Origin of the sequence: Paenibacillus sp. OAE614 (genome assembly GCF_040546645.1) — a bacterium.
GTDB lineage: Bacteria > Bacillota > Bacilli > Paenibacillales > Paenibacillaceae > Paenibacillus_AQ > Paenibacillus_AQ favisporus.
On record NZ_JBEPOD010000001.1, the window covers coordinates 1,299,058 to 1,321,999 of the forward strand.

General features: G+C 51.2%; 22 protein-coding genes. 18 read left to right on the forward strand and 4 right to left on the reverse strand.

The window, feature by feature from the left end; genetic code table 11:
* Positions 1–57: 57 nt before the first annotated feature.
* The gene (locus ABIE48_RS06435; RefSeq protein ID WP_145024768.1) at positions 58–654 is read left to right on the forward strand and encodes a TetR/AcrR family transcriptional regulator; all 597 of its coding nucleotides are present in this window, start codon (positions 58–60) and stop codon (positions 652–654) included.
* A 124-nt stretch (positions 655–778) separates the two neighbouring features.
* Here ABIE48_RS06435 and ABIE48_RS06440 read toward each other — a convergent pair whose 3' ends face one another.
* Positions 779–1,783, reverse strand: a complete 1,005-nt coding sequence (locus ABIE48_RS06440) for an aminoglycoside phosphotransferase family protein (protein WP_192715032.1) — start codon at positions 1,781–1,783, stop codon at positions 779–781.
* Positions 1,784–1,968: 185 nt separating this feature from the next.
* Here ABIE48_RS06440 and ABIE48_RS06445 point away from each other — a divergent pair, with 185 nt between their 5' ends.
* The 10 genes from ABIE48_RS06445 to ABIE48_RS06490 all read left to right on the forward strand — a co-directional run bounded on the left by ABIE48_RS06445 (position 1,969) and on the right by ABIE48_RS06490 (position 11,982).
* Positions 1,969–2,985 (forward strand): response regulator transcription factor, encoded by a 1,017-nt coding sequence (locus ABIE48_RS06445; protein ID WP_192715031.1) that lies wholly within the window; start codon positions 1,969–1,971, stop codon positions 2,983–2,985.
* On the forward strand, positions 2,982–4,820 hold the full coding sequence (locus ABIE48_RS06450; protein ID WP_145024762.1) for a cache domain-containing sensor histidine kinase: 1,839 nt from the start codon (positions 2,982–2,984) through the stop codon (positions 4,818–4,820). Before ABIE48_RS06445 ends, ABIE48_RS06450 begins: the two co-directional genes overlap by 4 nt.
* A gap of 194 nt (positions 4,821–5,014) precedes the next feature.
* The gene (locus ABIE48_RS06455; protein WP_192715030.1) at positions 5,015–6,469 is read left to right on the forward strand and encodes an extracellular solute-binding protein; all 1,455 of its coding nucleotides are present in this window, start codon (positions 5,015–5,017) and stop codon (positions 6,467–6,469) included.
* A gap of 87 nt (positions 6,470–6,556) precedes the next feature.
* A complete protein-coding gene (locus ABIE48_RS06460) occupies positions 6,557–7,453 on the forward strand; it encodes an ABC transporter permease (RefSeq protein ID WP_192715029.1) in 897 nt (298 codons plus the stop codon).
* Positions 7,454–8,320: a carbohydrate ABC transporter permease gene (locus tag ABIE48_RS06465; RefSeq protein WP_192715028.1), complete on the forward strand. Its 867-nt coding sequence runs from the start codon at positions 7,454–7,456 to the stop codon at positions 8,318–8,320.
* A 38-nt stretch (positions 8,321–8,358) separates the two neighbouring features.
* Positions 8,359–9,072 (forward strand): glycerophosphodiester phosphodiesterase family protein, encoded by a 714-nt coding sequence (locus ABIE48_RS06470; RefSeq protein WP_192715027.1) that lies wholly within the window; start codon positions 8,359–8,361, stop codon positions 9,070–9,072.
* A gap of 311 nt (positions 9,073–9,383) precedes the next feature.
* Positions 9,384–9,650: a CD3324 family protein gene (locus ABIE48_RS06475; RefSeq protein WP_192715026.1), complete on the forward strand. Its 267-nt coding sequence runs from the start codon at positions 9,384–9,386 to the stop codon at positions 9,648–9,650.
* Between the two features lie 144 nt (positions 9,651–9,794).
* Positions 9,795–10,337 carry a GNAT family N-acetyltransferase gene (locus ABIE48_RS06480; RefSeq protein WP_192715025.1) on the forward strand — a complete coding sequence of 181 codons (543 nt, stop codon included), beginning with the start codon at positions 9,795–9,797 and terminating at the stop codon, positions 10,335–10,337.
* Positions 10,338–10,502: 165 nt separating this feature from the next.
* Positions 10,503–10,997, forward strand: a complete 495-nt coding sequence (locus ABIE48_RS06485) for an RNA polymerase sigma factor (protein ID WP_354518537.1) — start codon at positions 10,503–10,505, stop codon at positions 10,995–10,997.
* Entirely contained in the window at positions 10,987–11,982 is a 996-nt protein-coding gene (locus tag ABIE48_RS06490) for an anti-sigma factor (RefSeq protein WP_186325999.1), read from the forward strand. Before ABIE48_RS06485 ends, ABIE48_RS06490 begins: the two co-directional genes overlap by 11 nt.
* A 76-nt stretch (positions 11,983–12,058) precedes the next feature.
* On the opposite strand, the gene ABIE48_RS06495 is transcribed toward ABIE48_RS06490, so the two are convergent.
* Positions 12,059–13,009, reverse strand: coding sequence for a helix-turn-helix transcriptional regulator (locus ABIE48_RS06495; RefSeq protein WP_145024745.1), 951 nt, complete (start codon positions 13,007–13,009; stop codon positions 12,059–12,061).
* Positions 13,010–13,094: 85 nt separating this feature from the next.
* On the opposite strand from ABIE48_RS06495, the gene ABIE48_RS06500 reads away from it, so the two are divergent.
* From ABIE48_RS06500 to ABIE48_RS06510, 3 genes are all read left to right on the forward strand, one after another.
* On the forward strand, positions 13,095–13,655 hold the full coding sequence (locus ABIE48_RS06500; protein WP_260869379.1) for a DinB family protein: 561 nt from the start codon (positions 13,095–13,097) through the stop codon (positions 13,653–13,655).
* Positions 13,656–13,814: 159 nt separating this feature from the next.
* Positions 13,815–14,441, forward strand: a complete 627-nt coding sequence (locus tag ABIE48_RS06505; protein ID WP_145024743.1) for a hypothetical protein — start codon at positions 13,815–13,817, stop codon at positions 14,439–14,441.
* Between the two features lie 70 nt (positions 14,442–14,511).
* Positions 14,512–15,504 carry a phosphotransferase enzyme family protein gene (locus tag ABIE48_RS06510; protein ID WP_192715024.1) on the forward strand — a complete coding sequence of 331 codons (993 nt, stop codon included), beginning with the start codon at positions 14,512–14,514 and terminating at the stop codon, positions 15,502–15,504.
* Between the two features lie 211 nt (positions 15,505–15,715).
* Here the strand turns inward: ABIE48_RS06510 and ABIE48_RS06515 are convergent, their stop codons facing one another.
* Positions 15,716–16,441 carry an SDR family oxidoreductase gene (locus ABIE48_RS06515; protein WP_192715023.1) on the reverse strand — a complete coding sequence of 242 codons (726 nt, stop codon included), beginning with the start codon at positions 16,439–16,441 and terminating at the stop codon, positions 15,716–15,718.
* A 95-nt stretch (positions 16,442–16,536) separates the two neighbouring features.
* Here ABIE48_RS06515 and ABIE48_RS06520 point away from each other — a divergent pair, with 95 nt between their 5' ends.
* From ABIE48_RS06520 to ABIE48_RS06535, 4 genes are all read left to right on the forward strand, one after another.
* A complete protein-coding gene (locus ABIE48_RS06520) occupies positions 16,537–17,136 on the forward strand; it encodes a TetR/AcrR family transcriptional regulator (protein ID WP_192715022.1) in 600 nt (199 codons plus the stop codon).
* Positions 17,137–17,338: 202 nt separating this feature from the next.
* Positions 17,339–18,370 (forward strand): ROK family protein, encoded by a 1,032-nt coding sequence (locus tag ABIE48_RS06525; RefSeq protein WP_192715361.1) that lies wholly within the window; start codon positions 17,339–17,341, stop codon positions 18,368–18,370.
* A gap of 11 nt (positions 18,371–18,381) precedes the next feature.
* The gene (locus tag ABIE48_RS06530) at positions 18,382–19,614 is read left to right on the forward strand and encodes an MFS transporter (RefSeq protein WP_192715021.1); all 1,233 of its coding nucleotides are present in this window, start codon (positions 18,382–18,384) and stop codon (positions 19,612–19,614) included.
* A gap of 1 nt (position 19,615) precedes the next feature.
* Positions 19,616–20,176, forward strand: a complete 561-nt coding sequence (locus ABIE48_RS06535) for a sugar O-acetyltransferase (RefSeq protein ID WP_192715020.1) — start codon at positions 19,616–19,618, stop codon at positions 20,174–20,176.
* Between the two features lie 115 nt (positions 20,177–20,291).
* On the opposite strand, the gene ABIE48_RS06540 is transcribed toward ABIE48_RS06535, so the two are convergent.
* Positions 20,292–22,868 (reverse strand): Ig-like domain-containing protein, encoded by a 2,577-nt coding sequence (locus ABIE48_RS06540; RefSeq protein ID WP_354518542.1) that lies wholly within the window; start codon positions 22,866–22,868, stop codon positions 20,292–20,294.
* Positions 22,869–22,942: the final 74 nt, after the last annotated feature.

A 22,942-nucleotide genomic window follows, 5' to 3' on the forward strand; every position in this document is an offset into this window, starting at 1 on the left:
GATGGATTTGATATACTGGTAGAAAAACGGTAGCTTCCGGTAAAGGGGTACTTGACATTGGCACCATTAAACGAAGAGCAATTGCACCAAATACGCGATGAACGAAAAGAACAAATCAAGGCGGCAGCGCTTCAGGTGTTTGCCCGCAAAGGCATCCTCAGCGCAAAGATGAGTATGATCGCGGAGACGGCAGGCATCAGCAACGGGCTGCTGTACCATTATTTTAAATCCAAAGACGAATTGTTCACGTCGCTCGTTCAGGAGGCGATGGCCGAATCGGAAGCGGCGCTGCGCAGTATCTATGACATGCCGGGAACGCCGCTCGAGAGAATCAAGGCGTTAACGGCTGAAATCCTAAATGAAGGCGGCGCGCCGTATTTCATGCTGATTCACCAGTCGATCACGTCCGACGGCGTGCCCGAGCAAGTCAAGCAGCTTCAACAGGAATATTCCATGGATTCCTCTGTCGATATACTGCTTCCGTTATTCAAGGAGGGGCAGCAGGCAGGGGAATTGGTGGAAGGAGATCCCCGGGAACTCATCGCTTGTTACTTATCTGTCCTCTCCGGCGTAATGGTCATCAATTCGAATGGAAGCGGCGTATATCGAATTCCGAAGGTCGACATGCTGATGCGGCTGGTTGCCCGGAAATAAACGCAGTCTGTACATCGTGAAAAAACTCTTTCCTACCTGTCTATCAAGGCGGTTGGAAAGAGTTTTATGATGTGTTCTCCGTATTCAAGAACAGCAATTCGTTTCCACCTCTAACGCTACCTGCTTATCCAGCTCCATACTGGGCGAGATACTGCGGATACGAGCGGAGATGGACCGCTTTGGCCTTGCGCTGGGCCTCTTCCCGATGTTTCGGGTCCTCCTCCGACTCGACGTAATCGGCCAGTACGTCAATGACGTCGTCCAGCAGTTTTGCACGAAAATACAGCTCAAGCCGCTCGGCAACCGCATCTCCTGCCGCCGCCAGAACACGTTCCCTCCAAACCGGCCATGATGGGCCATGCCTTAGCGGCCATAACATAACCGAATAGTCCATCGCCGCATCTCCCTGGCCGGAAAGATCGTCCCAGTCGATGATCCGAAAGCCTCCCTTGCCGCAAGCCAGCACGTTGTTTCCGTTTAGATCGTTATGAACCACATCGCGCGCAGGGAGCCCGAAAGCAGGGGTCTGCCGGACAGTTTCCCTCAGCCTTTCGATCTCTTCTCCAAACCACGAAATGGTCTCATCCGACACGAAGTCCCGCAGCAGCTCCCGGGATCCGCGGATTCCTTCCAAGTCTTCCGTAAATCTGGATATGTACTCGTCTTCAAATGCATCCGCATAAGTGCGGGCTTCGGCTTCAGGCAGCATTCCGCGAAGAATGCCGTCGCGATGCAGCCTGGAGGCGGTCTCGATGACGCTCGTCAGAATAGCTTCCGGATTTGCCGCTTCCGCCAGCGGGACCGCATCCTCGATGTATTCGAACACAAGGCCGTACGGATACCCTTCTACGATCTCGCTTTCAATCCTGTGGACCAGCTTGGGTGCGGCGTAGTGTTCGGCAAGATAATCGCTGACGCCCGCCCACTGCTGCAGCCGCTCGCTCCGATCAGGCGGAGCCAGCTTAACGTGAAGCCGCGTGCGGCCGTCCGACAAGCGGAGAGACAAATTGCCGAAGCCACCGGGATTATAGATGTATGAAGCCTGGATATGATTAGGATCTAGACCGATCACACCGGCATTCGCCGATGCCCATTTTTCGATGATTCGTTCTGCCAGCCTTACATTCATAACAGTCTACTGCCTCCTCGCCTTCTTTTGTTATATACCGGATATTGTAGCATGGAATGGGTGCAATTACCCGGCCGTCAAGAAGCAGGAATAAACCATTCGTTCACGAATGGTTTTTTTAAAGATGCCAGAAAGGACATCCCAAGCATCCTGGATAATGGCCAACAATGGAGGTTTAGCGCAAAATGTACACCGTTCTGATCGCCGAAAATGAACCGTGGGTATTAAAAGGAATCGTCCAGATGGTGAAGACGGCCGGGGAGGAATTCGAGGTCGTCGGAGAATGCAGTAACGGGGAAGAAGCGTGGAGCATGATTCAAGAAGTATGGCCCATGCTCGTGATCACCGATATTATGATGCCTGAACTGGACGGGTTATCTCTGATCAAAAGAATAGCTGAGCATCGCATTCCGCTCGTATCGGTCATTATTAGCGGATACGACAATTTTCAATATGCCCAGAGGGCGATGACGTATGGCGTATCGGACTATTTGCTAAAGCCGGTAGAGTTTGAAACGCTGACCGAGGCATTAAACCGATCGAAGGAGAAGCTGGAGTCGCTAAAGGACCTGAACGATTACATCGTCAAGTTTCAGTCTTTGCTGGATAACAGCCAGGGCTTGGCGGTCGATGTCGTGATGCAAAAGCAGCGCCAATTCATCGAGTCCATCTTAAGGCTGCATCTGCTGAACAGAAATGCCCGGGTCGGACTGCTGAATATGATAGAGCACAAGCTGAAGAACCTGATGAATGAATTCGGCCTGGACTTCACGGACGTTCCGAAATATCAGTCAGGCGATGATGCGTCCACCCTGAAATATTACATGACGCTGCTGGAAAAGTGGTACCTTGGATTCCCGGGAGCACCGAAAACGAGCATGCCCGCGGCCATTGCCGAGTCGTGCCGGTATATCGACGCCAATTATAAAAAGAACTTGTCGCTCACAGACATGGCGAACCTGACAAATTTCAGCGTCTCCCATTTCAGCGCACTGTTCAAAAAGCATACGGGCAGCTCGCTTGTCAGCTACGTCAACCGTTTGCGCGTTGATGAGGCCAAAAAGCTGCTCCGAACGACCTCATACGCCGTATCCGAAATTGCGGAAATCGTCGGCTACTCGTCTACGCCTTATTTTACGCGGGTATTCAAAGCACTTGCCGGGGTGGCGCCCCTCGAATACAGAAAGAGGATGGGATCATGAAATGGAGCCACTGGCATTACCGCTTCTCCTTCAAGACGAAGATCCTCGGACTGGTGCTGTCGGTGAGCTTTGTGTCCATTGCACTGATGGCGATCTTCACATCCTACTACTACACGGAATCGGCCAAGGATGATTTCTACACGATTGCCCAGGACTCAACCGCAAGAATCAATCATCAGCTGGACAGGTATTTTACGCAAATGGCCCAATCGACCTACGCTTCGATTGCTGGTCCATTGCCCTCGAATTCGCTGCTTGGCGACAATCCGGAGAGCGGTCTTCTTCAGAAATGGCTCATCAGCGGCGAGAATTTCAACCGGGAACAGGAAGCGCTGGTCGAAGGCATCATGTCGAAATATATTGCGATCAATTACTCCAACGTCCTGGGCATCGTTCTCCGTTCGCTGGACGGCCGGCTGATTTATTCGAAAGATCACTCCCTGAGCCATCCGATGATTGAATCCTCGCCCTGGATGGTGGGCCCCTTGTCCGATCAATTAAAAATCGTTCCCTCCTATTACCGCCATGAAGATGCGGTTGTGCCCGCATACCCTTATATTACGCTCATCGTCCCTGTATTTGATCCGAATTCGCTTAAGCTCGTCGGCAATCTGAATATCGCTTTATCGATTACAGAAGTCCAGGATATTCTTGGACAGACGAGGCTCGGGAAAACAGGGTATTTTTTTATCGTCGATTCGAGCGGAGAAATCGTGTATCACCCGGACGTGAGTTTGGCGGGCCGGCACGTGGAGAACACAGCTCTGGGCGTCCTTCCTCTTGGGAAGCAAGATGCCGTCATCGAACGAAACGGGGAAAAAATTCTGATGTCCGGCAACCGCTCGGAAGTGACCGGCTGGAATATGGTCGCCTCCGTGCCTATGCACGAGATGGCCAGCGGCCTGGACTTCGCCCGCAAAGCTACGTTGTGGGTGATGACGGGCATCATTGTGTTATCGCTGTTCTTTATCCCCAGGATGGTCGGGCAAGTGGTCCAGCCCATTCTTCACCTGCGGAATCTGATGAAGCGCGTGGAGACAGGCGATACCAAGGTCAGTGCGATCGTGGTTCCCGGCAGGGACGAAATACAGCAGCTGAACGGGAGCTTTAATCAGATGACGTCCAGACTGAATGAGCTCATCCACACCGTCCATCGTCTGGAGATCAATGAGATGAAGCTGCAGCTGCGGCAAAGGGATGCGCATATTCAGGCGCTTCAGAACCAGATCAATCCTCATTTGCTGTACAATACGCTGGAAATTATCAAGAGCATCGCTTTTATAGAGAAGGTGCCGACCATAGAAAAAATGGCGACCCGCCTGGCGGGCGTCTACCGGTATACCTCGAAAATGCCCGGATCGGAAGTGCTGCTGCGGGATGAACTGCAGAATCTGCACAATTATCTGGATATCATTCATATCCGCTTTGATCATTTTCACAGCAGCATATCGGTGCCTGAGTCCTGCATGGACTGCCGCATGATCAAGCTGTCGCTGCAGCCGATCGTGGAGAACAGCGTGAAGTACGCGGTTGAACCCAAAAACGGCCATGCCCAAATTACGGTGGAAGCCTATGAGAGAGAGGGCGACCTCGTCATTGACGTTACGGATAACGGGAATGGGTTCCCCGAGGAAGACCTGGAGCGGATCATGCATCGAATGGAGCTGGTAGAGCAGCAGTCAGAGCCGTTCGCCCAAGAGGAATCGGTTGGAATCATTAACGTTCATGCCCGAATGGTGCTGAAATACGGTTCAGCTTACGGCGTCCGCGTACAGTCAATACCGGGTAAAGGAAGCGTCGTCACGCTGAAATTCCCGAAAAAGATAAATCCATGATCGGAAATTTGGATAAAAAGATCGTCATTTTGTGAAAAAGTGACCCCTGTCAGCAAGATATATTGAAATGGAAGAGGACAAAATCCAATGGGTAATGGAGGTCACCTGAAGTGAAACGAATGCTCTCAATCATACTGGTTATGAGTCTCGTATTTTTAGCGGCCGTTGGATGTTCATCCGCGGGATCGGAGGATATGGGTACCGCATCTGGAACGAACGGAGACAAGGACAAGCCGAAGAAAATCAAAATTGACATGATGATTGCATCATGGAAAGGCGGGGGCTGGCCGGACAACAATCATCCGATCATCAAGTACATCGATGACAAATTCAATGTGGACCTGCAAATTCAATGGGTGCCGAATGCGAATTTTTACGAAAAGCTGAACGTGATTGCGGCGTCCGGCAAACTGCCCGACGTTATGCGGATCGATAGTCCAAGCCAGTATTTGAAATGGGTGGAGGAGGGCGTATTTCAGGACTTAAAGCCTCAGTTAGCCCAATATCCTCATTTGCAAAGCATCGCGAAACCGGAAGAATGGGCGCTGCTGAACCCGAAGGACCAAATCTTCGGCATTCCGATCTACGCCACAGCCCAAAATACCATTTACGTCCGCAAGGACTGGCTGGATAAGCTGGGCATTCCCGTACCGTCCCCTGATACATTCACCATCGACCAATTTTATGATATCGCCAAAGCTTTCACGACTCAGGATCCGGACGGCAACGGGAAGAACGATACGTTTGGATTCTCGGCGCTGGGCAATGCAAGCCTGCTGGGCATGCCGGAGCTGTTCGCGCCATTTGGGCTCGCGAATGGCTGGAAGGAGGAGAACGGTAAGCTGATTCCGATGCAGGTCCAATCGGACGAATGGAAGGCTTTCTTGACCTTTATGAGCCGTGCATACAAGGAAGCCGTGCTCGACAAAGACTTTGTTACGAACACGAACTTCAACGAGAAGTACGCGCAAGGCAAAGTGGGCTTTGCCGACATGCATTACCAGTTCAGCCAGCAAACCAATCAGCAGCTGCAGACGATTGCTCCTGGAGCCAAATTTGTGGAGCTGGCGCCGCCGATGGGCAAGGACGGGATGCGGGGAACGTCGACGCCAACGAGCGGAACAATCAAGGTCGTCCTGAGCAAGGACGTGGATGCCGAGAAGCGGGACCGCATCCTGCAGTTGTTTGACTGGTGGGTATCGCCGGAAGGGGAAGACATCTTGAAGAACGGGATTGAAAATATCCATTACAAGAAAAACAGCAGCGGAGCCTATGAAATGACCGATGAATTGAAGGCCGAAGGCGAAGGGCGGCAAAGCCTCTTGTGGAACTGGGTATTGCGGAACAATTCCAATACGTTCAACACCTACAAGTGGAGCGATCCCACATGGGCTAAAGAGATGGAGCAATCCATTGATAACGCTGGCAAGTATCCGTATAAGAACGCGTCCGACGCCTATCTGTTCTCGTCCAATACGTACTTGGAGAAAGGGACGGCACTCGACGAAAGCTTCCACAAAACCGTCATTGAAATTATCGCAGGCAAAAAGCCGGTAGAGAGCATCGATGAAGCGATCAAAGAATGGAAGAGCAGCGGCGGAGACCAGATTATCGAGGAAGTAAATGCCGCATACACGGCGAATCCATAACGTTCGCCTGAAGGTCCCGGGCGGCTGCGGCCGCCTGGGGCCGTTTATTTCCGGGCTGGCTTTACAGCGAGTTGGAGGGTTGAAGACATGAAAGCGTACTGGAAGAGGGCATTTCCCATCTATCTCATGATCCTGCCGGGTCTGCTCTATTTTATCATTTTCAAATATATCCCGATGTTCGGGATCTCGATCGCCTTTATGAAGTATAGTCCCTTCAAGGGAATAACGGGGAGCGAATGGGTAGGTCTTCATTACTTCCGCAGATTATTTGCCGAAGGCGACTTCCTGCTGCTTCTCAAAAACACGCTGCTGCTCAATCTGCTGGATGTGCTGTTCTTTTTCCCGGCCCCGATCCTCGTCGCCCTGCTGCTGAATGAAGTGAGAGCCAGACGGATCAAGACGGCGGTCCAAACCATTCTGTATGCGCCCAATTTTATATCCTGGGTCGTGATCGTCGGTATTACGATCGTGCTCTTCGCTACAGGTTCCGGAGGCATCAATCAGCTATTGGAGGACTGGGGGCTGGGCCCGATTGAACTGATAACGGATCCTCGCTACTTCCGGTGGGTGTGGCTGTTACAAAACATTTGGCAGGGGGCCGGGTGGGGAGCGATTATTTTCCTGGCCGCCCTGTCGGGCATCGACCCTACGCTGTACGAAGCGGCTATGATGGACGGGGCGAACCGGTGGCGTCAGGTGTGGCATATTACGCTGCCCGGCTTGCGGGGCGTCATCGTCGTCATGTTTATTTTGCGGTTCGGGCACATGATGGACCTCGGCTTCGAGCATATTTTCCTGCTGCAAAACCCGATGAACCAAGGGGTGTCCGAGGTGTTTGAGACTTTTATATACAAAAAGGGTCTGATCGAAGGCAACTACAGCTATTCGACGGCCGTCGGTTTATTTAAATCCGTGGTCGGTTTGGTATTGGTATGGGGTGTGAACCGGCTCGCCAAAAGATTCGGCCAGGAAGGAGTGTTTTAAATGCGGCAGGCAAAAGGCACCGATCTGTTCTTCACGTGTCTCGTTTATTTCATGCTCTTCCTGGCGGCCGCAATCGCGATTTTTCCAATGTTCTACGTGCTTGCGGTTTCTTTCTCAACGGAGTATGAGTATTTAACGAGGGGATTCTTCGTCATTCCGAAGCAGTTTACCCTGGACGGTTATTTGTATTTACTGGCCCATCCGGGCTTTACCCTTGCATTCCGGAATGCAGTGATCATCAGCTTGGGAGGGACGGCGCTGAATATCGTGCTGACCTCCCTTATGGCCTACGGTTTATCCAAGCGGTGGTTGAAATTCCGGAATTCAATGAATTTTATGGTATTTTTCACGATGCTGTTCTCAGGAGGCATGATTCCGACTTATTTGGTCGTCCGATCGCTCCATCTATTGGACAGCTTCTGGGCAATCTGGCTTAGCTCGGCGATTGCCGCATTCAACGTCATTGTGATGAGAAGCTTTTTTCAGTCCATGCCGCTTGAGCTGGAGGAGTCGGCCCGGATCGACGGGGGCGGAGAGTGGCGCCTGTTTCTATCAATCATCGTGCCGTTGTCTATGCCAGTCATTGCGACCTTTACGTTGTTTTATCTGGTGAGCAACTGGAATACGTATTTTTCCGCTATTATATATTTAAACGATGCGAAGCTTATGCCGCTGCAGGTATTTTTACGGCAAATGCTCGTTGAGGATGACCCTACCATCTCCAATGCGTCCAATGTATTGTATCAATATACGCCTGCAGCCAAAATGGCGGCGATCATGTTAACGGCGCTGCCGCTGCTGATCATATTCCCCTTTTTGCAAAAATACTTTAACAAAGGGGTTATGCTCGGTTCGATTAAAGGATGAGGACAGCAACAAAAATTCGGATCATGGGGTGAAGACAGGTGAATCAGCAACCGAAGTATGTAGCCCATCGGGGGCTTAGTATGCAGGCGCCTGAGAATACCATCGCGGCTTTTGAGCTGGCGGGCCGATCGGGATTCTGGGGCATCGAATGCGATACTTACTGCACGACGGACGGCCGCTGGATTGTCCATCATGACCGTACCGTCGACCGGATGACGAACGGAACGGGGAGGACGAAGGATTTCTCGTTTGCCGAGATCCGCGAGCTGGGCATCACCTCCGGAAACGGGATCAATGATTATTCCGGCCTGCAAATCCCGGCAATGGAGGAAGTATTGTCCGTATGCGTCAAATACGGCATGCACGCATTCGTCGAGATCGAGGAATACCACCAGGATCGCGATCTGGAAAGGCTCGTTGAGCTGGTCCGCGGCTCCGGCATGATGGGACAAATGAGCTTTATCTGTTTCAATGCCAACGATCTGTTGAAGGTGCGTGCCATCGATCCGGCGGTGCCGCTCGGCTTTTTATCGGCGAAGCCGCCAAGCGAAGCAGACCTTGAGCTCATCGGCCGGCTGCAGCCTGCTTTTCTGGATTACGACTATCATTCGGCGACGCCGGATGACGTGCAAAACTGCAGCAAGGCCGGCGTTGACGTGTCGATCTGGACCGTAAACGAGCGGAAGATTTCGCAGCCGTTTGAGGAGGCGGGTGCGGCCTATATTACGACGGATACGATTTTGTGGGATTGAAATAGGAGTCTTTCCTTCTAATGATAAAAAGGAATTCACAATCATCATGTGGAAACTACTAGGCGGATGAATAACCGAAAGAGAGGAATATCGCGATGATGCCGGCTCAAGACCTACTGAATCCAAAAGCTTACCCGATGCAAAGTTTACATCTTTGCTCCATGCAGAGTCTATATGACAAACAGCGGCGGTTGTTTTGCATGGAGCTTTATCTATTAACCGCATCATTTTCAATTCATTAGCAGGATGTTTGTCATACAGGCTTTGCTACCTTACCATCTGCAACTCACTTAGATGAAAGGGCGAAGCCAATGAAATATGTATCTGCGAGCGGCATTTTACCTGAACAGCTGCTTCAGGAAATTCAAAAATACGTCCAAGGCAGGACGATCTATATTCCTTCTCGCGAGGATGGCCGCAAAAAATGGGGCCAGCTTTCGGGACAGCGGGACTATCTGCGGAAACGCAATCTAGAGATCAGGCAATCGTTCCGTAAAGGAATTGGTGTGGAGCAGCTCTCCCAGTCCTATTGCCTCGCTGAAGAAACGATCCGAAAGATCGTATACCAGAAAAAATAATGGTAGGGGCTTGCGTGTGATCAAACCAGCGCGAGCCCCTTTTTGTATCCTAAACGGTTATGTGTATTCTATGCATATTGTTTCAAAGCGCCAGCCGGTATACTTTACGGTAAAAGATAAAAGGCTCTTTGAGGAGGATCCGACATGGCGGAAATAACGGTTGAATTAAGCAGGCGAGATACGCAATTGATCATCTACAATCTCTACCCCCTGTATCTTCACGATTTAGCAGGGATCCGTAACGTGCTTCCCAATCGGTATGGCGTTTTTGAAGACAGTGATGCCTTTCAAACGCTTCAGCAGCAAATGCCCGAGTTTGATATTTGGTGGGAAAAAGAGGAGCATCTCTTTCCTTTTTTGATTCGGGTCGACGAAGTGCCCGCAGGATTCGCATTGATTGCCACGCCGCCTTATGTGGAGGATGACAGCGACTTTTTGGTGAACGAATATTTTATACTGCAGCCTTTCCGGGGTCAGGGCGTTGCCGAGGAGGCCATTACCCAAATATTCAACCGGTTCCAGGGAAAATGGCTGATCTACACGACTCCGACAGAGAGGAATTCAAGGACCATTCATTTTTGGAGAAAAACCCTGGCACGTTATACGAACAACAGGTTCACGGAAGAGGACAAGGAATTGCGGGCTGAGATCGGGGCGGCAAAGGTGTTCAACTTTACAAACAAATAAGTAGTCGGGCGGCTGATCGATAAGATCGGCTGTTTTTTTTTGTTTAATTCATGGCTGTTGCGATTCACCGATGGGTCCGATTCTACGAGAGGGAAAATCTTTTTTGCCGCGCTTGTATACATATGCACCTACCCAAACGTTGTACTGCTTGAAGGGAGGTTGAAAGTGGATAAGCAGATGCTGCTGCTAATGCAGGATAAAATGAAACAGATTCAGCGGTACCTGATTCGCCTGGGGGCAAGCAGGGCTGACGCAGAGGATATCGTCCAGGACGCCGTATATAATGGTCTCCTGTATATTGATTCCATTGGGCCTGATAAGTTTTCGGCGTGGCTGTATCGGGTCGCACTCAATCGATATTACGATATGCTCCGAAAACGCAAACGAATCGAGATTTCGATGGAAGAGGCGACGGTGGAAGGCAGTGAAATTCCAGAGGAAATCCTGCTGCGAAAGGAACGGAGAGAAGAGATCGAAAAGGTGATGGAAGAACTGGCTCCGATCTATAAACAGCTGCTTATTTTAAAATACGAACTGGGTTTTAGCTATAAAGAAATCTCTGAACTCATAGCCATTCGTGAGGAGAAGGTGAAGACGTACTTATATCGGGCACGCAAGCTATTTCAGAAAAAATATGGAGGACTATATGATGAACGATAACGAATCCAGCTTTGATGATGGGGCGAAGCTGTCGGCTCTTGTCAGGAAGGCACGCCGCAGAACGATTGCAAGGAACGTAAGTATCTCGTTAGCTGTAACTCTGCTTATCCTTGCGGGAGGATGGTTTGCGAATTTACAGCTTCAGTACAGAAGCGAAGAACATGCAATGCGTGACATTGAGATGCTTAAAGCGATCAGTGGTCCCAATCAGTATATATTAGGTTTCCAGATTAACTACGGCTTTCTTCATGGTACGCTTGAATACCGGACGTATAAGGTTGTAGAGGGCGTCCCGGTCATCTGGGGGGAGGAAAACTACGATTTTAGCTCCTGGGGAAGTTTTTCTCGCTTTTTCGGCGACTATTCTGACCTGTCGCTTATGGACCCAGATATGGAGGCCAAAGGATTTCATTATTCACGTCCCTATAACCGCTATAATGGGGAGAGAGAGATGCTGTTCTATCTTCCGAGTGTGAAATACGCGAACTACCTTAACGAGCTTCCGCAGCTGAAGGACATGGATGGACGGAAGCGGGTTGAAATGGGCATTTCTTTTGATAAAAATTATTCGGTAGAGCAGATCAAGGCGATGCTTCCGCCAGGTGTCCATCCCGTGTGGTATTGGGTTGACACTTACTCGAATATGAAACCATATATAGCCTCTAAAATGCCTGATGGATCCGTTGTTGATCCGTTTCCCGACTGGGCGAGCAGCGTATACGGTTTTGGCGTTCATCCGGATAGTAATGATGTTTCTGAAAAGGATTTTCTTAGCGCACTGGAATACGGAGTGCATCACAATCGAAAATATAAGCAGGAATTTAAGCGGATTTACGATTATTTGCGCAAGGATAAGGAACACCCGGAAACAAGTGACGTGCATCTCTTTGGCGTTGTCGTGACGGGAACGGCCGAAAGCCTGAAAGCATTGCAGGGTCAGCCCTATGTAAAAGCAGCCGTCATGGGTGCAACCGTCGACAGATGAATGAAGTGTCCCTACTTAATCAGGAAAAGAAGGTATCCGGTCGGTGCGAACGGCTGCCTTCTTTTAACTCATGGGATCAAAAATAGCATTTTGTGATCGTTTCTATTTTTTGCCGGATATAAGCTACAGCCTCAATAGGCTCCACGATTTTTGCTTCTCCCCCTAAGGGCCAAATCAAATCTGTAAAAAATTCGATTTTCTGAACGGGAATCCGCATGCGTAAAGTACCACTTCCATCTTCATGAACTGCTATGTGAGCACTGAACCAGACGTTGGTATCAAGCGAACGTACTCCTTCTTCTGTTAATTCGACGATCAAATCGCACTGCTGATCGAAGCGGGACAAATCCGGTGTGATCCAATCAAATACCGATCGTTCGCTCAGATCCTGCCAGTCATGAAAGGTATCGTTCAAGCTTGCCGAGCTGATTCGGTCTGCACGGAAAAGCCGATAGGTCTGGCGGAGGAAGCAATAGGCCGGACAATACCAGTATCCTTCGCTCGCATAGAGGCCGACGGGCTGAATATCTCTTTGTGTGACGCCATCGCCTGATTTATACGAAATGGTGACGACGCTGTCGTTCATGATCGCTCGCAACAGGGTCTGGAGGGAGTCGGCGGACATCGTCCGATGAGGATTCCAGATGACCACCCGATTCCGCAGCCGGTCGATCTGTTCCTTCGCATCGGCAGGCAAGTAGTGATAAAACTTATGAATCGCCGAAGCCGCACTCTCGTCAAAGGGAACGGAACCAAAGTACTGCAGGGATTGGCAGGCAAAAAATACGGCGACCGCTTCGTTCTCTGAAAAGGCAATCGGCGGAAGCATCCTTTCTTGAAGCAGCCGGTAACCGCCGCCGCGCCCCTGCACGGAATAGATCGGAAACCCAACTTCGCTCAGTTCCTGCAAATCCCGGGTAATCGTCCGCGGAGACAAGCCGAACTCGTCGGCAAGCTCTCTGACCGTAAACGACCTTTTGGCGTTAATCACCATCATTAATTGAATCAGGCGCTGTGATTTGATCAATACACGCTCATCCCTCGCCACATATTTGTCTTCCATATTATCACATAAAATAAGCCAAGTTCTGACTTATTTAGGTGTTATATTCATGCTCGTAATGATCCTCTGCCCCGAAGAAAGGATGAGAGAGATGAATCCGGAAGTATCCCGCATCAAGGATTTGCTGTTTGAAGAGATGGAGCTTGCGCTCACGACAACTGCCTCGCTGCTTGCCATAATTGAGGAGGAGCACTGGGAATATCGTCCGCGCGAGAACATGCGGAGCTTAATCGAGCTTGCCCGCCATCTTGTCCAGGTCCCCGAGCAAGAACTGGCCATTTTGCAGGAACAGCCCATGGAGCAGGTTAGAAGTCTGGTCATGTCCGTTATGCATGTGAAAGACGCAGCCGCCCTGTCAGAGGTCATGCATCGCGGAGTCGCAGCGTTAAAAGACTACATGAACAACTTGGATGAGGCAGATCTGATGTACAAATCGACCGCCCCTTTTTTTGCCAAGCACCAGCCGTCCGTTCAGATCAAATGGTTGATCGAGATTACGACGCATATCTATCACCACCGCGGCCAAATGTTTACCTATATGAAGCAGCTTGGCATCCCGGTTTCGATGTATGATCTGTACGGACCGGCGTCAAAATCGTGGACGTTATGAACGGTGTGAAATGTGACCCACCCAAAACTATGAAGCAGATCAAAGCAGCGGATCCCAACGATCGGCTGCTTTTTTTCGCTAACCGTTCCGGATAACATCATTTTATAACGCACTGTATGGTACAATTTGGAATTATGAGATCATCTTTGGGGAGGTAACATGCGCTTAAAAGCATGCATATTGATCATCTTATTCGTCTTAACGGGATGTTTTGCAGAGAGTAAGGAAACGACGTCACCTGAGAGGGATTCTAGCCCTGCCAAAATAGAGCTGGTGCCCGTTGATTTGTTCAAGGGTGAGGCAGCCAAGTTTCAGCCATTCGTCGGGGCGATGTCCGGTGCATTTAAGCTGAAATATGAAGGGAGCAAGCCAAACGCTAATTTGGACATAGACATTTGGAAGAACGGTCAGAGAGTAGATTCTATAGGCTGGATAGGGGATGTGTTTTACAGTCCTGAAGAGCAGAAGAATAACGAAATAGAAGTGATCATATCCATTGACACGGTATTCATGGGGGAGAAGGACGAGTCCGCAAGTATTAAGGTAGGCATTGTTAATCGCTCGGGAACAGACCTAACCACATTTCAGATTCCTTGGGACAAAAAGCTGACGGCTCGAGGATTGATTCAGGATGCGGAGCCGCGTTCGTTTACGCCCGATCAGGCCGTGCATGTGTTTGGCATGCAAGCCACAAGTTCCAATACCATCCGTACATCGGATCTTTCAACGGAATCGTTAAGCCAAACGGAATGGGCGCTCGTATTCACCTTACAGTTTGAGGAGTAATAACCTTTAAGATAAAGTTCTAGCGTTTTCCCTATTTTCTTATGAAACTTTATATTTACAAGGAGAAATCATGGACCCCCAAGTAAAATTAATGTTCCTGAACGAGCATGCCGCAGAAGGTGCTGCCCGGTTTGGCGTTAGCCCAGAGGAGCTGACTTTCATCGGAGGCTTTCAGAACTTTATTTATTCCTACATGAAGGGCGATTCAAAATATATCCTCCGTTTCACCCCGAGCACGCTTCGCACATGGAAAGGACTTGCAGCTGAGATCGAATGGATTCGTTATCTTTCGGCGAATGGACTTTCTGTTTCAGAACCGGTATCTTCAATGGACGGGAAAGACATCGAACAGGTGCAAGGAAATGCCATTGATTTCTACGTGACGTCATTCAAGCACGCGGTTGGTCGCAAGATTGGGTACCCGGAGTGTTTAGGAAATGCCATGCTTTATGAACAATGCGGACGCATCACCGGCCGTCTTCACGAACTGTCGAAGCGTTATAAGCCAACACTCAGAAGACATACTTGGAAGTCTAATGAATACCTCTTGCAAGCCCAAAATGTGCTGCCCTCAGAGCATCAACCGATACTTCACGCCCTGGATGAGCTTAAAGCACAGCTGGCTGTCCTGCCAGCTTCAGAGGATCAATTCGGTTTGATCCACGGGGATATTAATGTCGGGAATTTTATGGTGGATGAAGCTGGAGGAATCATACTTTTCGACTTCGACGAATGCCAGTACAGCTGGTATGTCGAAGACATCGCCGTCCAGCTTTATTATTTGCTGTATGTTTATGGGGAGGATTCGAAATCCGAGCGGAAAGCGCAATATGAACTTTTCGTTAAACATTTCGTGCGTGGCTATACCGAGGATGGACGTACTATGCCTGATGGCTGGAAAGACCAACTGCCGCTCTTCCTTATACTGCGTGAAATCATTGTATTCGTCGGGATGCACCGGAGCTGGGATTTACGTGAACCAGACGGTTGGACCCGCGACTTTTTGCAGGATAGTCGGATGCGGATCACGAAAGGAATGTCGTTGATTGATGAGTTCTTTTAAACGTTCAAAAATCATTTATGAAGCCCCAATCGCAGTTTAAGGAGTAGATATTGGAATGGAGCGGCTACTCCTCCCTTAGAATTGCAGAGAATACACACAGCACGAAACTTATTTGTGCTTCGAGAGTTATGATTTAGGCTGCCGCTTCTTAACGGCAGCCTGTTCAGCGCTCATAAGAAATACCCATAATTCCCGCAGAAAGGGTTCGGTGCTACCGAAGTCGAAGCCCGCCGTCCACCTCAAGCACGGTTCCGGTCACAAACGTGTTATCGATTAAGTAACGGACCGCTTTGGCGATATCCTCCGGCTGGCCTATTCTGTTAACCGGGGATTTCTCCTTGTAAAAATCATGCGCAGCGTTTTTTTGATCTTCCGGCAGCCAATTCCACCAAGGCGTATCTACGACGCCAGGAGATATGGCGTTAACGCGTACAGGTGCCAGCTCTTGTGCCAATATGGGAACCATAGACTCCAAGGCGGCGTTAATCGCGGTGAGTCCGGCATTGCCGGGCGCGTAGGAACGGGCCGATATCGATGTAAGGAAGGTGATCGAACCGTTGTCGCTCAACGTATTCAGGCTGAGCTGGGCAGACATCACTTGCGGCCAAAACTTGGCATCGAACCCTTTGCGCAATTCATCGAGCGAGAGCTCACGGAAGTTTCCGCCACCTTTAGCCCCCGAAACGGCAATGACCAGGTGATCAAAGCTTCCTTGACGTTCATAGAAAGATTTTAGATCTTCATAAGAAGCTGCATTGAGCTGCTCTCCTTTCGCACCCGGACCCAGATGCTGAAGAGCGGTCTCCAACTTGGCCTGATCCCGTCCCGTGACGACGACGTCAGCACCCATTTCGACCAACAACCGGGCTGATGCCAGCCCCATTCCCGATGTTCCGCCCATAATAATGGCACGTTGACCTTTTAAAGATTGTTCCATTGGATCGACTCCTCACTGTGCTTGATTGAAGTTCTGGTTTGAATTATAATATATTACGTAACGTTCTGTAAATAAATTATTTTAAGGGAGCTATCATGGATACTGAGCAAGACAAAACGACAGCTGTAGGTCGGCCAAGAAGCCAAAAAGCGTATGAAGCCGTAATGAAGGCGACTCTTGACCTTCTCAAATCGGGCGGGTACCCGAGCTTAACGATGGAAAAAATCGCAAAAGAGGCCGGTGTTGGAAAACCTACGTTATACCGCTGGTGGCCAGGTGTTCCTTTTATCGTGATGGAGGCGCTGAAACTACACGTGAACACGGAGATCGGCCTGCCGGATTCAGGCCATCTCAAGAGCGATGTGCGTGAATATTTAAGCCGGACGTTCCGTTCCTTGTTAGAAGGAATGGATGAAATCGTATGCAGTTTGATGGCGGAAGCCCAATTTAACCCTGAATTTGCCGCAGCCTTTCGTGACAACTTTATCTTTTCGCGCAGAGCAGCCTTGATTCGGTTGTTGGAGCGGGGACAGCAGCGTGGCGAATTGCCAGAGGATGCAGATTTGGAGCTTATCGCGGACTTGTGTTATGGATCGATGTGGTACAGGCTTCTGAACCGGCATTCGACACTGGAGGATCCTTTTGTGGATAACCTCGTATCGTACTTATTCGATTCCCCGCGTCCGAAGAACTAAAAATAAATTTGCCGGCTGATTTTAAAAATCGGTCGGCTTTTTTTGCATGGCGTTAAACACTTGCAGCGTCCCGTATCTTGGTAAAAGGTCATCCAGCATTAGCACTCGATCAGGATCACTGGGTAGACAGATACAACAAAATCATTTATGTTATTACTTATTAAAAGTATTTTAATAAGTCGAGGAGGGGAGGTTGGCGGAAGTGAATCCTGTCACGAACAATACGATGCGAGTCAAAAAGATGAATCAGGAGCTTGTGCGGCAAGCGCTCAAATCGATGAAACAGGGTACCAAATCGATGGTGGCACAGATGACCGGATTAAGCGTGGCGACCTGCGGCAGCATCCTGAACGAAATGCTGGAAACCGGTGAACTGCTCGAGCTGGACAGGGAGGAATCGAGCGGCGGCCGTCCGGCCAGACTGTATCAGTATAATGTGAACTATTCTTATATTGCCTGCGTGATCATCCGGGCCGGCGTGAAGGTGCACTCCCTCACGTACAGGGTCGCTAACCTGGCCGGTGAAGCGGTAGAGGAAGGGCAGCAGGAAGCGGGCCGGATCGATGTTGCAGCGATTGAGAAACTGATGGACGGGCTCATCTCCCAATACCCGCAAATCCGGGCGGTTGGGATCGGCGTTCCGGGTGCCGTTTATCAGGGCGTCATCAATGTCAGCGATATTCCTGAACTGATTCATGCCCCATTGGAGGCGATCATTCGCGACAAGCATGGGATCGAAGTCATTCTGGAGAACGACATGAACTCGACCGTGTACGGCTTTTACCGAAAGCAGGAATACGACAGCGAGAAGTCGATTGCAGTCGCAACGTTTCTCGAAGGAAGCTTACCGGGCGCCGGGTTAATCGTCGATGGGCATATTCATCGGGGGAATACCCGCTTTGCCGGTGAGATCGCCTTCTTACCGTATGGTATTTCACAGGCCGAGCAGCTGCGGCAGCTGCACGACCGGGAGACCTTCCATTCCCTGGCTGCGCATGCGGTGTCCAGCCTGATTGCGATCATGAACCCGGAGACGATCGCTCTGACGGGAAGTCTGGTGCAGGCGGATGATATCCGGCTGATTCGCCAGGAATGCCTGAAGTATATCCCGGAGCTGCATATGCCGCAGCTGGCGCTGCTGGAGCATCCGGATGAGGACTACATGTACGGGCTGACGACTATGACGTTGGAAAGCCTGGCTTATTCCCTGCAGTTGGTAGAGAAGCGGAGGTGAGGGTCAGCCTAATGACATCTGTGAAAAGTAAACCGCATCCGGGAACGGTCCGGAATATCCTGTTTCTGCTGTTTGCCCTGCCGGGTCTATCCTTTGCGTCATGGGTCTCCCGCACGCCTGACGTTCGGGACACGCTTCAAGTCTCCACCGCCGGGATGGGGATGATTATATTTGCGATTGCCGCCGGCTCTTTGTTCGGTCTGCTTACGTCAGGTTCGATCGTAGCCCGGAAAGGCGCACGATTTGTCATCCTGATCAGCTCTTTGCTGATTGTGGTTGGCTTCGTCGTTGCAGGAATCGGTACGTCGCTGGCTTCGGTACCCGTAGTTATTATCGGCCTGATTATCTTCGGCGGCGGCTATGGTACGGCGGAAGTTGCGCTCAATGTGGAGGGCTCAGCTGCGGAAAAGGCGTTGAACCGGACGCTCTTACCGGCGTTTCACGGCTTTTTCAGTGTGGGGACGCTTGTGGGCGCAGCACTCGGCGCCGCCGCGGTCGCCATCCATCTTCAGGTGATGGTCCATTTCACGATCCTCGCCTTAATTATGGCGGCAGCTGTACTCTATGGCTGGCGTTATCTGCCTGAGGGGTCGGGGAAGGAACCGGCGAATGCTGGAGGGCCTAAAGGATCGGCGATTCAGCAGCAGTTAAGGATGTGGACGGAGAGGCGCACCTTGCTGATTGGAATCATCGTTTTGGGCATGGCGTTTGCCGAGGGTTCCGCCAATGACTGGCTGCCGCTGTCCATGGTGGATGGCTACGGGGTGAGCTCGCTGACAGGTTCATTTATTTACGGCTTGTTCGTTGCGGCGATGACGCTGGGACGGTTTACGGGCGGATGGGTTCTGGACCGTTATGGCCGGGTGCCGGTGTTATCCGGATGCGCCGTGGCAGCCATTCTGGGGTTATCGCTGGTGATCTGGGGTCCGAATGAAGTTGTGGCCTCCATAGGCGTTGTCCTGTGGGGACTTGGAGCTTCCCTTGGTTTTCCGGTCGGTCTATCAGCGGCGGGGGATGATCCTCAAGGCGCTGCCGCAAGAGTCGGAGCCGTGGCGACTACAGGCTACATCGCTTTTCTGGTGGGTCCGCCTGCGCTGGGCTTCCTGGGAGAGCATTTCGGGTTATTGCACGCACTGATCGCTGTGCTGATCGGCATTGGGATCGCAGGTTCTCTGTCTAGAGCAGCCAAGCCCGTACAGCTGCACCAAACATTACATCAAGATGAGAGGGGACTTCACTCCTAAGATGAAAACAGAAAAACAAAAGATGCTGGACGGCGAATTGTACGTCGCTGCCGACCCTGAATTGACGCGGGAGCGGGCATATGCCCGGCAAATGACTCGCATGTACAACCAGACGACCGAAACGGATGAAGCATTGCGGCTGAAAATTCTGAAGGAGCTGCTCGGTTCAACCGGGAACTTCCTGGCGATGGAGCCCGACATCCGCTTTGACTATGGCTACAATATTCATGTCGGTGAACATTTTTACGCCAACTTTGACTGTACTATCCTGGATGTGTGCGAAGTGAGGATCGGGGACAACTGCTTGTTTGGGCCCGGGGTTCACGTCTATACCGCGACTCATCCGGTGGATTCGTACGAAAGGATTAAGGGGCCGGAATACGGCAAACCCGTAACGATCGGCGACAATGTATGGGTCGGCGGTCGGGCTGTTATCAATCCAGGCGTAACGATCGGCAACAACGTTGTCATCGCTTCCGGAGCGGTCGTGACCAAGGATGTTCCGGACAACACGATCGTGGGAGGCAACCCGGCGAAAGTCATTAAAACGATCGAAGCCTAAGTTGTGATAAAAAAAGAATCGCCCGAGCGGAAACGGCCGCCGGGCGATTTTTACATACCGGAAAAAGGGTTATCTCAGAGAGACGCCCATATGCACACATCCCGTCGATTTAAGCTTAGTTGCTTATGGGAGCAAAGTGATCCTCAAGTTTCACATTCGAGAATTTGGCAAAGTTTAATTGCTCGATCGCATTGGCCACATCGTTGCTGTCCACGGCAAAACCGACATAGACCGAATCCTTCATCCCGATGGTTCTCTGACCGATCGGCTTCCATTCCTTGCCGTCCGTCGATCCGTAGGCGTAGAAGGTGTCGCCGTTCCGGCCGAGCTTGAGCCAGTAGCCCTGCTCGACGCCGCCGATTTTGAACGGAATGTCGGGAACTAGCTGAATACCGGCTTCCTGCGCGCTGGATGCGCTGTCCAATGTTTCGGTCAACGGATCAAAGCCTGAGCCCTGCTGATCTCTTCCCGTCAGATAAGCCGACCAGCTTGTTTCTTTGGACAGCTTCACCCAGGATAATCCAAGGGCTGCAGTGGCGCTGTTATCCTGTAAATCATCGCGGATCATCAGTCCGGTAAAGGCATGATTGTCAACGGCTCCGATGGCTTCCAGCTTCGCGGTGAACTCCATGTCTCCGGTCATTTCCTTATATACAAAATGAAAATCGTCTTTCGCAGCATCGTTTTCCGGCGATTGCTCGGTGCTTCCTTCGCTCGTTCCCAGCTTGCCGTTGCCTTTAACGGTGATCACGCCGTCCGTCAGACTTCCGGTTCCTTTAATGTCCGGGCGGCCGATATCGGCCGATGCCCAGCCTGCATCAGCCAGCGTACGAGGGGCCGTATTGACATGGATGGTGGCTGCGGTCGTTTGGGTCGCATTTCCGTCCGTGTCTGACACTCTGGCGGAAATATTGTAGGAAGCATCCTGAAGGCCCTTGATGGTATACACATAGGCGCCGCCTTTTTTCACCGCTTCTCCAAGGTACTGCGATCCGTTGTATACGGCCACATTGTTGATTTTATTTCCGAATTTGGAGGAGGCTTTGACGTTGACCTCAATGTCCTCTCCCAGTGCAAACTGCGCATTGTTCAGCGGCGCCGCAAGCGTGGCATCCGGATTTTCGGCCGCATGGTCCATGTCGGCCAGGCTGTTGAGGTACAGCTCAAGCCAGGTGTAGCCCGTGCCGGTTACTGTCTTATAGGCATCTTGAATGCCCCAGATGTTGTTTTTCTTTTCCCATTGGTCGTCGATTCCGTTCTGATTCGTATCAAAATCGGCGCCGCGCTGCTCCTCGATCACGCCGAATGGGGAAACATACCCGCCAACCTCATTTTCGGTGTTGATGTATCTTCCAAGGCCATGCTCCACTTCCGCGACGATTCTTGCGTCGATGGCGTCGCGGCGCGGGTAGGTCGCACCCGCCTTCTGCAAAATGGCCTTCAGCAGCGGCTCGTTCGCTTTTTCCACGCCATGCTGCACGTAATCGTCAAACGCCGGATTGGTCACCCCGTGATTGACACCCGTGCTGTCCGCAGAGAGATACGGTTTGGACGCAAAAGACGTCGGCTGGTCTCCGCTGGCGTCACCGGAGCTTTTCACCAATGGGGACGATCCGTCCAGCCATCCCGTTAGCTTGCCATTGATCCGGTTCCCGGCGATGTAGAAGCCGCCAAGCTTTTTGGATTCGCCCGCATCGATGACCCGGCCGGTTACATTATCCCTTGTGCCTGGACCGGCGATTTCGATATTGTTCATATAATTCGTAAAGGTGAACCCTCCGCCATAGGTGCCGTTAAAGCCCCAGTTATAGATCACATTGTTGGAGAGCTGCACGACCGCCACGTGATCGGCATCCGCCGCGCCGGCATACCCGCCGCCGAGCCTTGGATTCCGGGAAGTATGGCTGGCATACAGATTGTGATGGAACGTCGTTTTGTCCCCGCCAGCGATGCCGCCGTAGCCGTGTCTGCCTTTGGAATGCCCGGACAGGGTGAGGCTCTCCGAAATGAGGGACCATTGGACAGTGCCGTTTTCGCCCCTGTACAGCGACAGCGTTTCATCGGTGTTCCAGCTGAAGGAGCAGTGGTCAATGATAAAATAGTTGTTGTCCCTGCCCCAGAGCGCATCCATCGAATCGCTGCCGTTGTACACGTTGGTCGCCCCCGGCCGGAAGGAGAGGTACCGGAGGATAATGTTCTCCGAGTTGCTGATGTTGGTGTCCCAACCTGCGAGGGTAATGCCGTTGCCCGGCGCGGTTTGCCCGGCAATGGTCAGGTTTTTAATGTTTTTGAACAGCAGTGAGCTTTCCAGCTCGATCGTTCCGGATACGTTAAAAACAATCGTGCGGCCTTCTTTCGGCGTGGACATAATCCCATAGCGAAGCGATCCCGGGACCGCCTTTTCGTTGGCGCCGTAATCCTCCAGTGTGGTGACGATATAAACTTCGCCCCCGCGGCCGCCGCTCGTATAAGCCCCACCGCCTTCCGCACCCGGAAAAGCGGGAATCGATGCACCCGCAAACTTCTGCTCATCCGCCGACTGGGCCGAAACCGAACCGGAATGCGGCATTCCCACAAGTGGAAACGCTACCATAATGCTCAACACAACAGCCATGCTTTTAATTCCTTTGTTCTTCTGTTTCATCCGCTTGCCGTGTAACATAAATGCACCCCTTACTGTTCGATTTGTCATTCGATCACACTTCCTCCCTTCAACGGCATATGGAGCAGGATGCCTGGCGGATTGCTGTGTTCTCCGCTCCATGG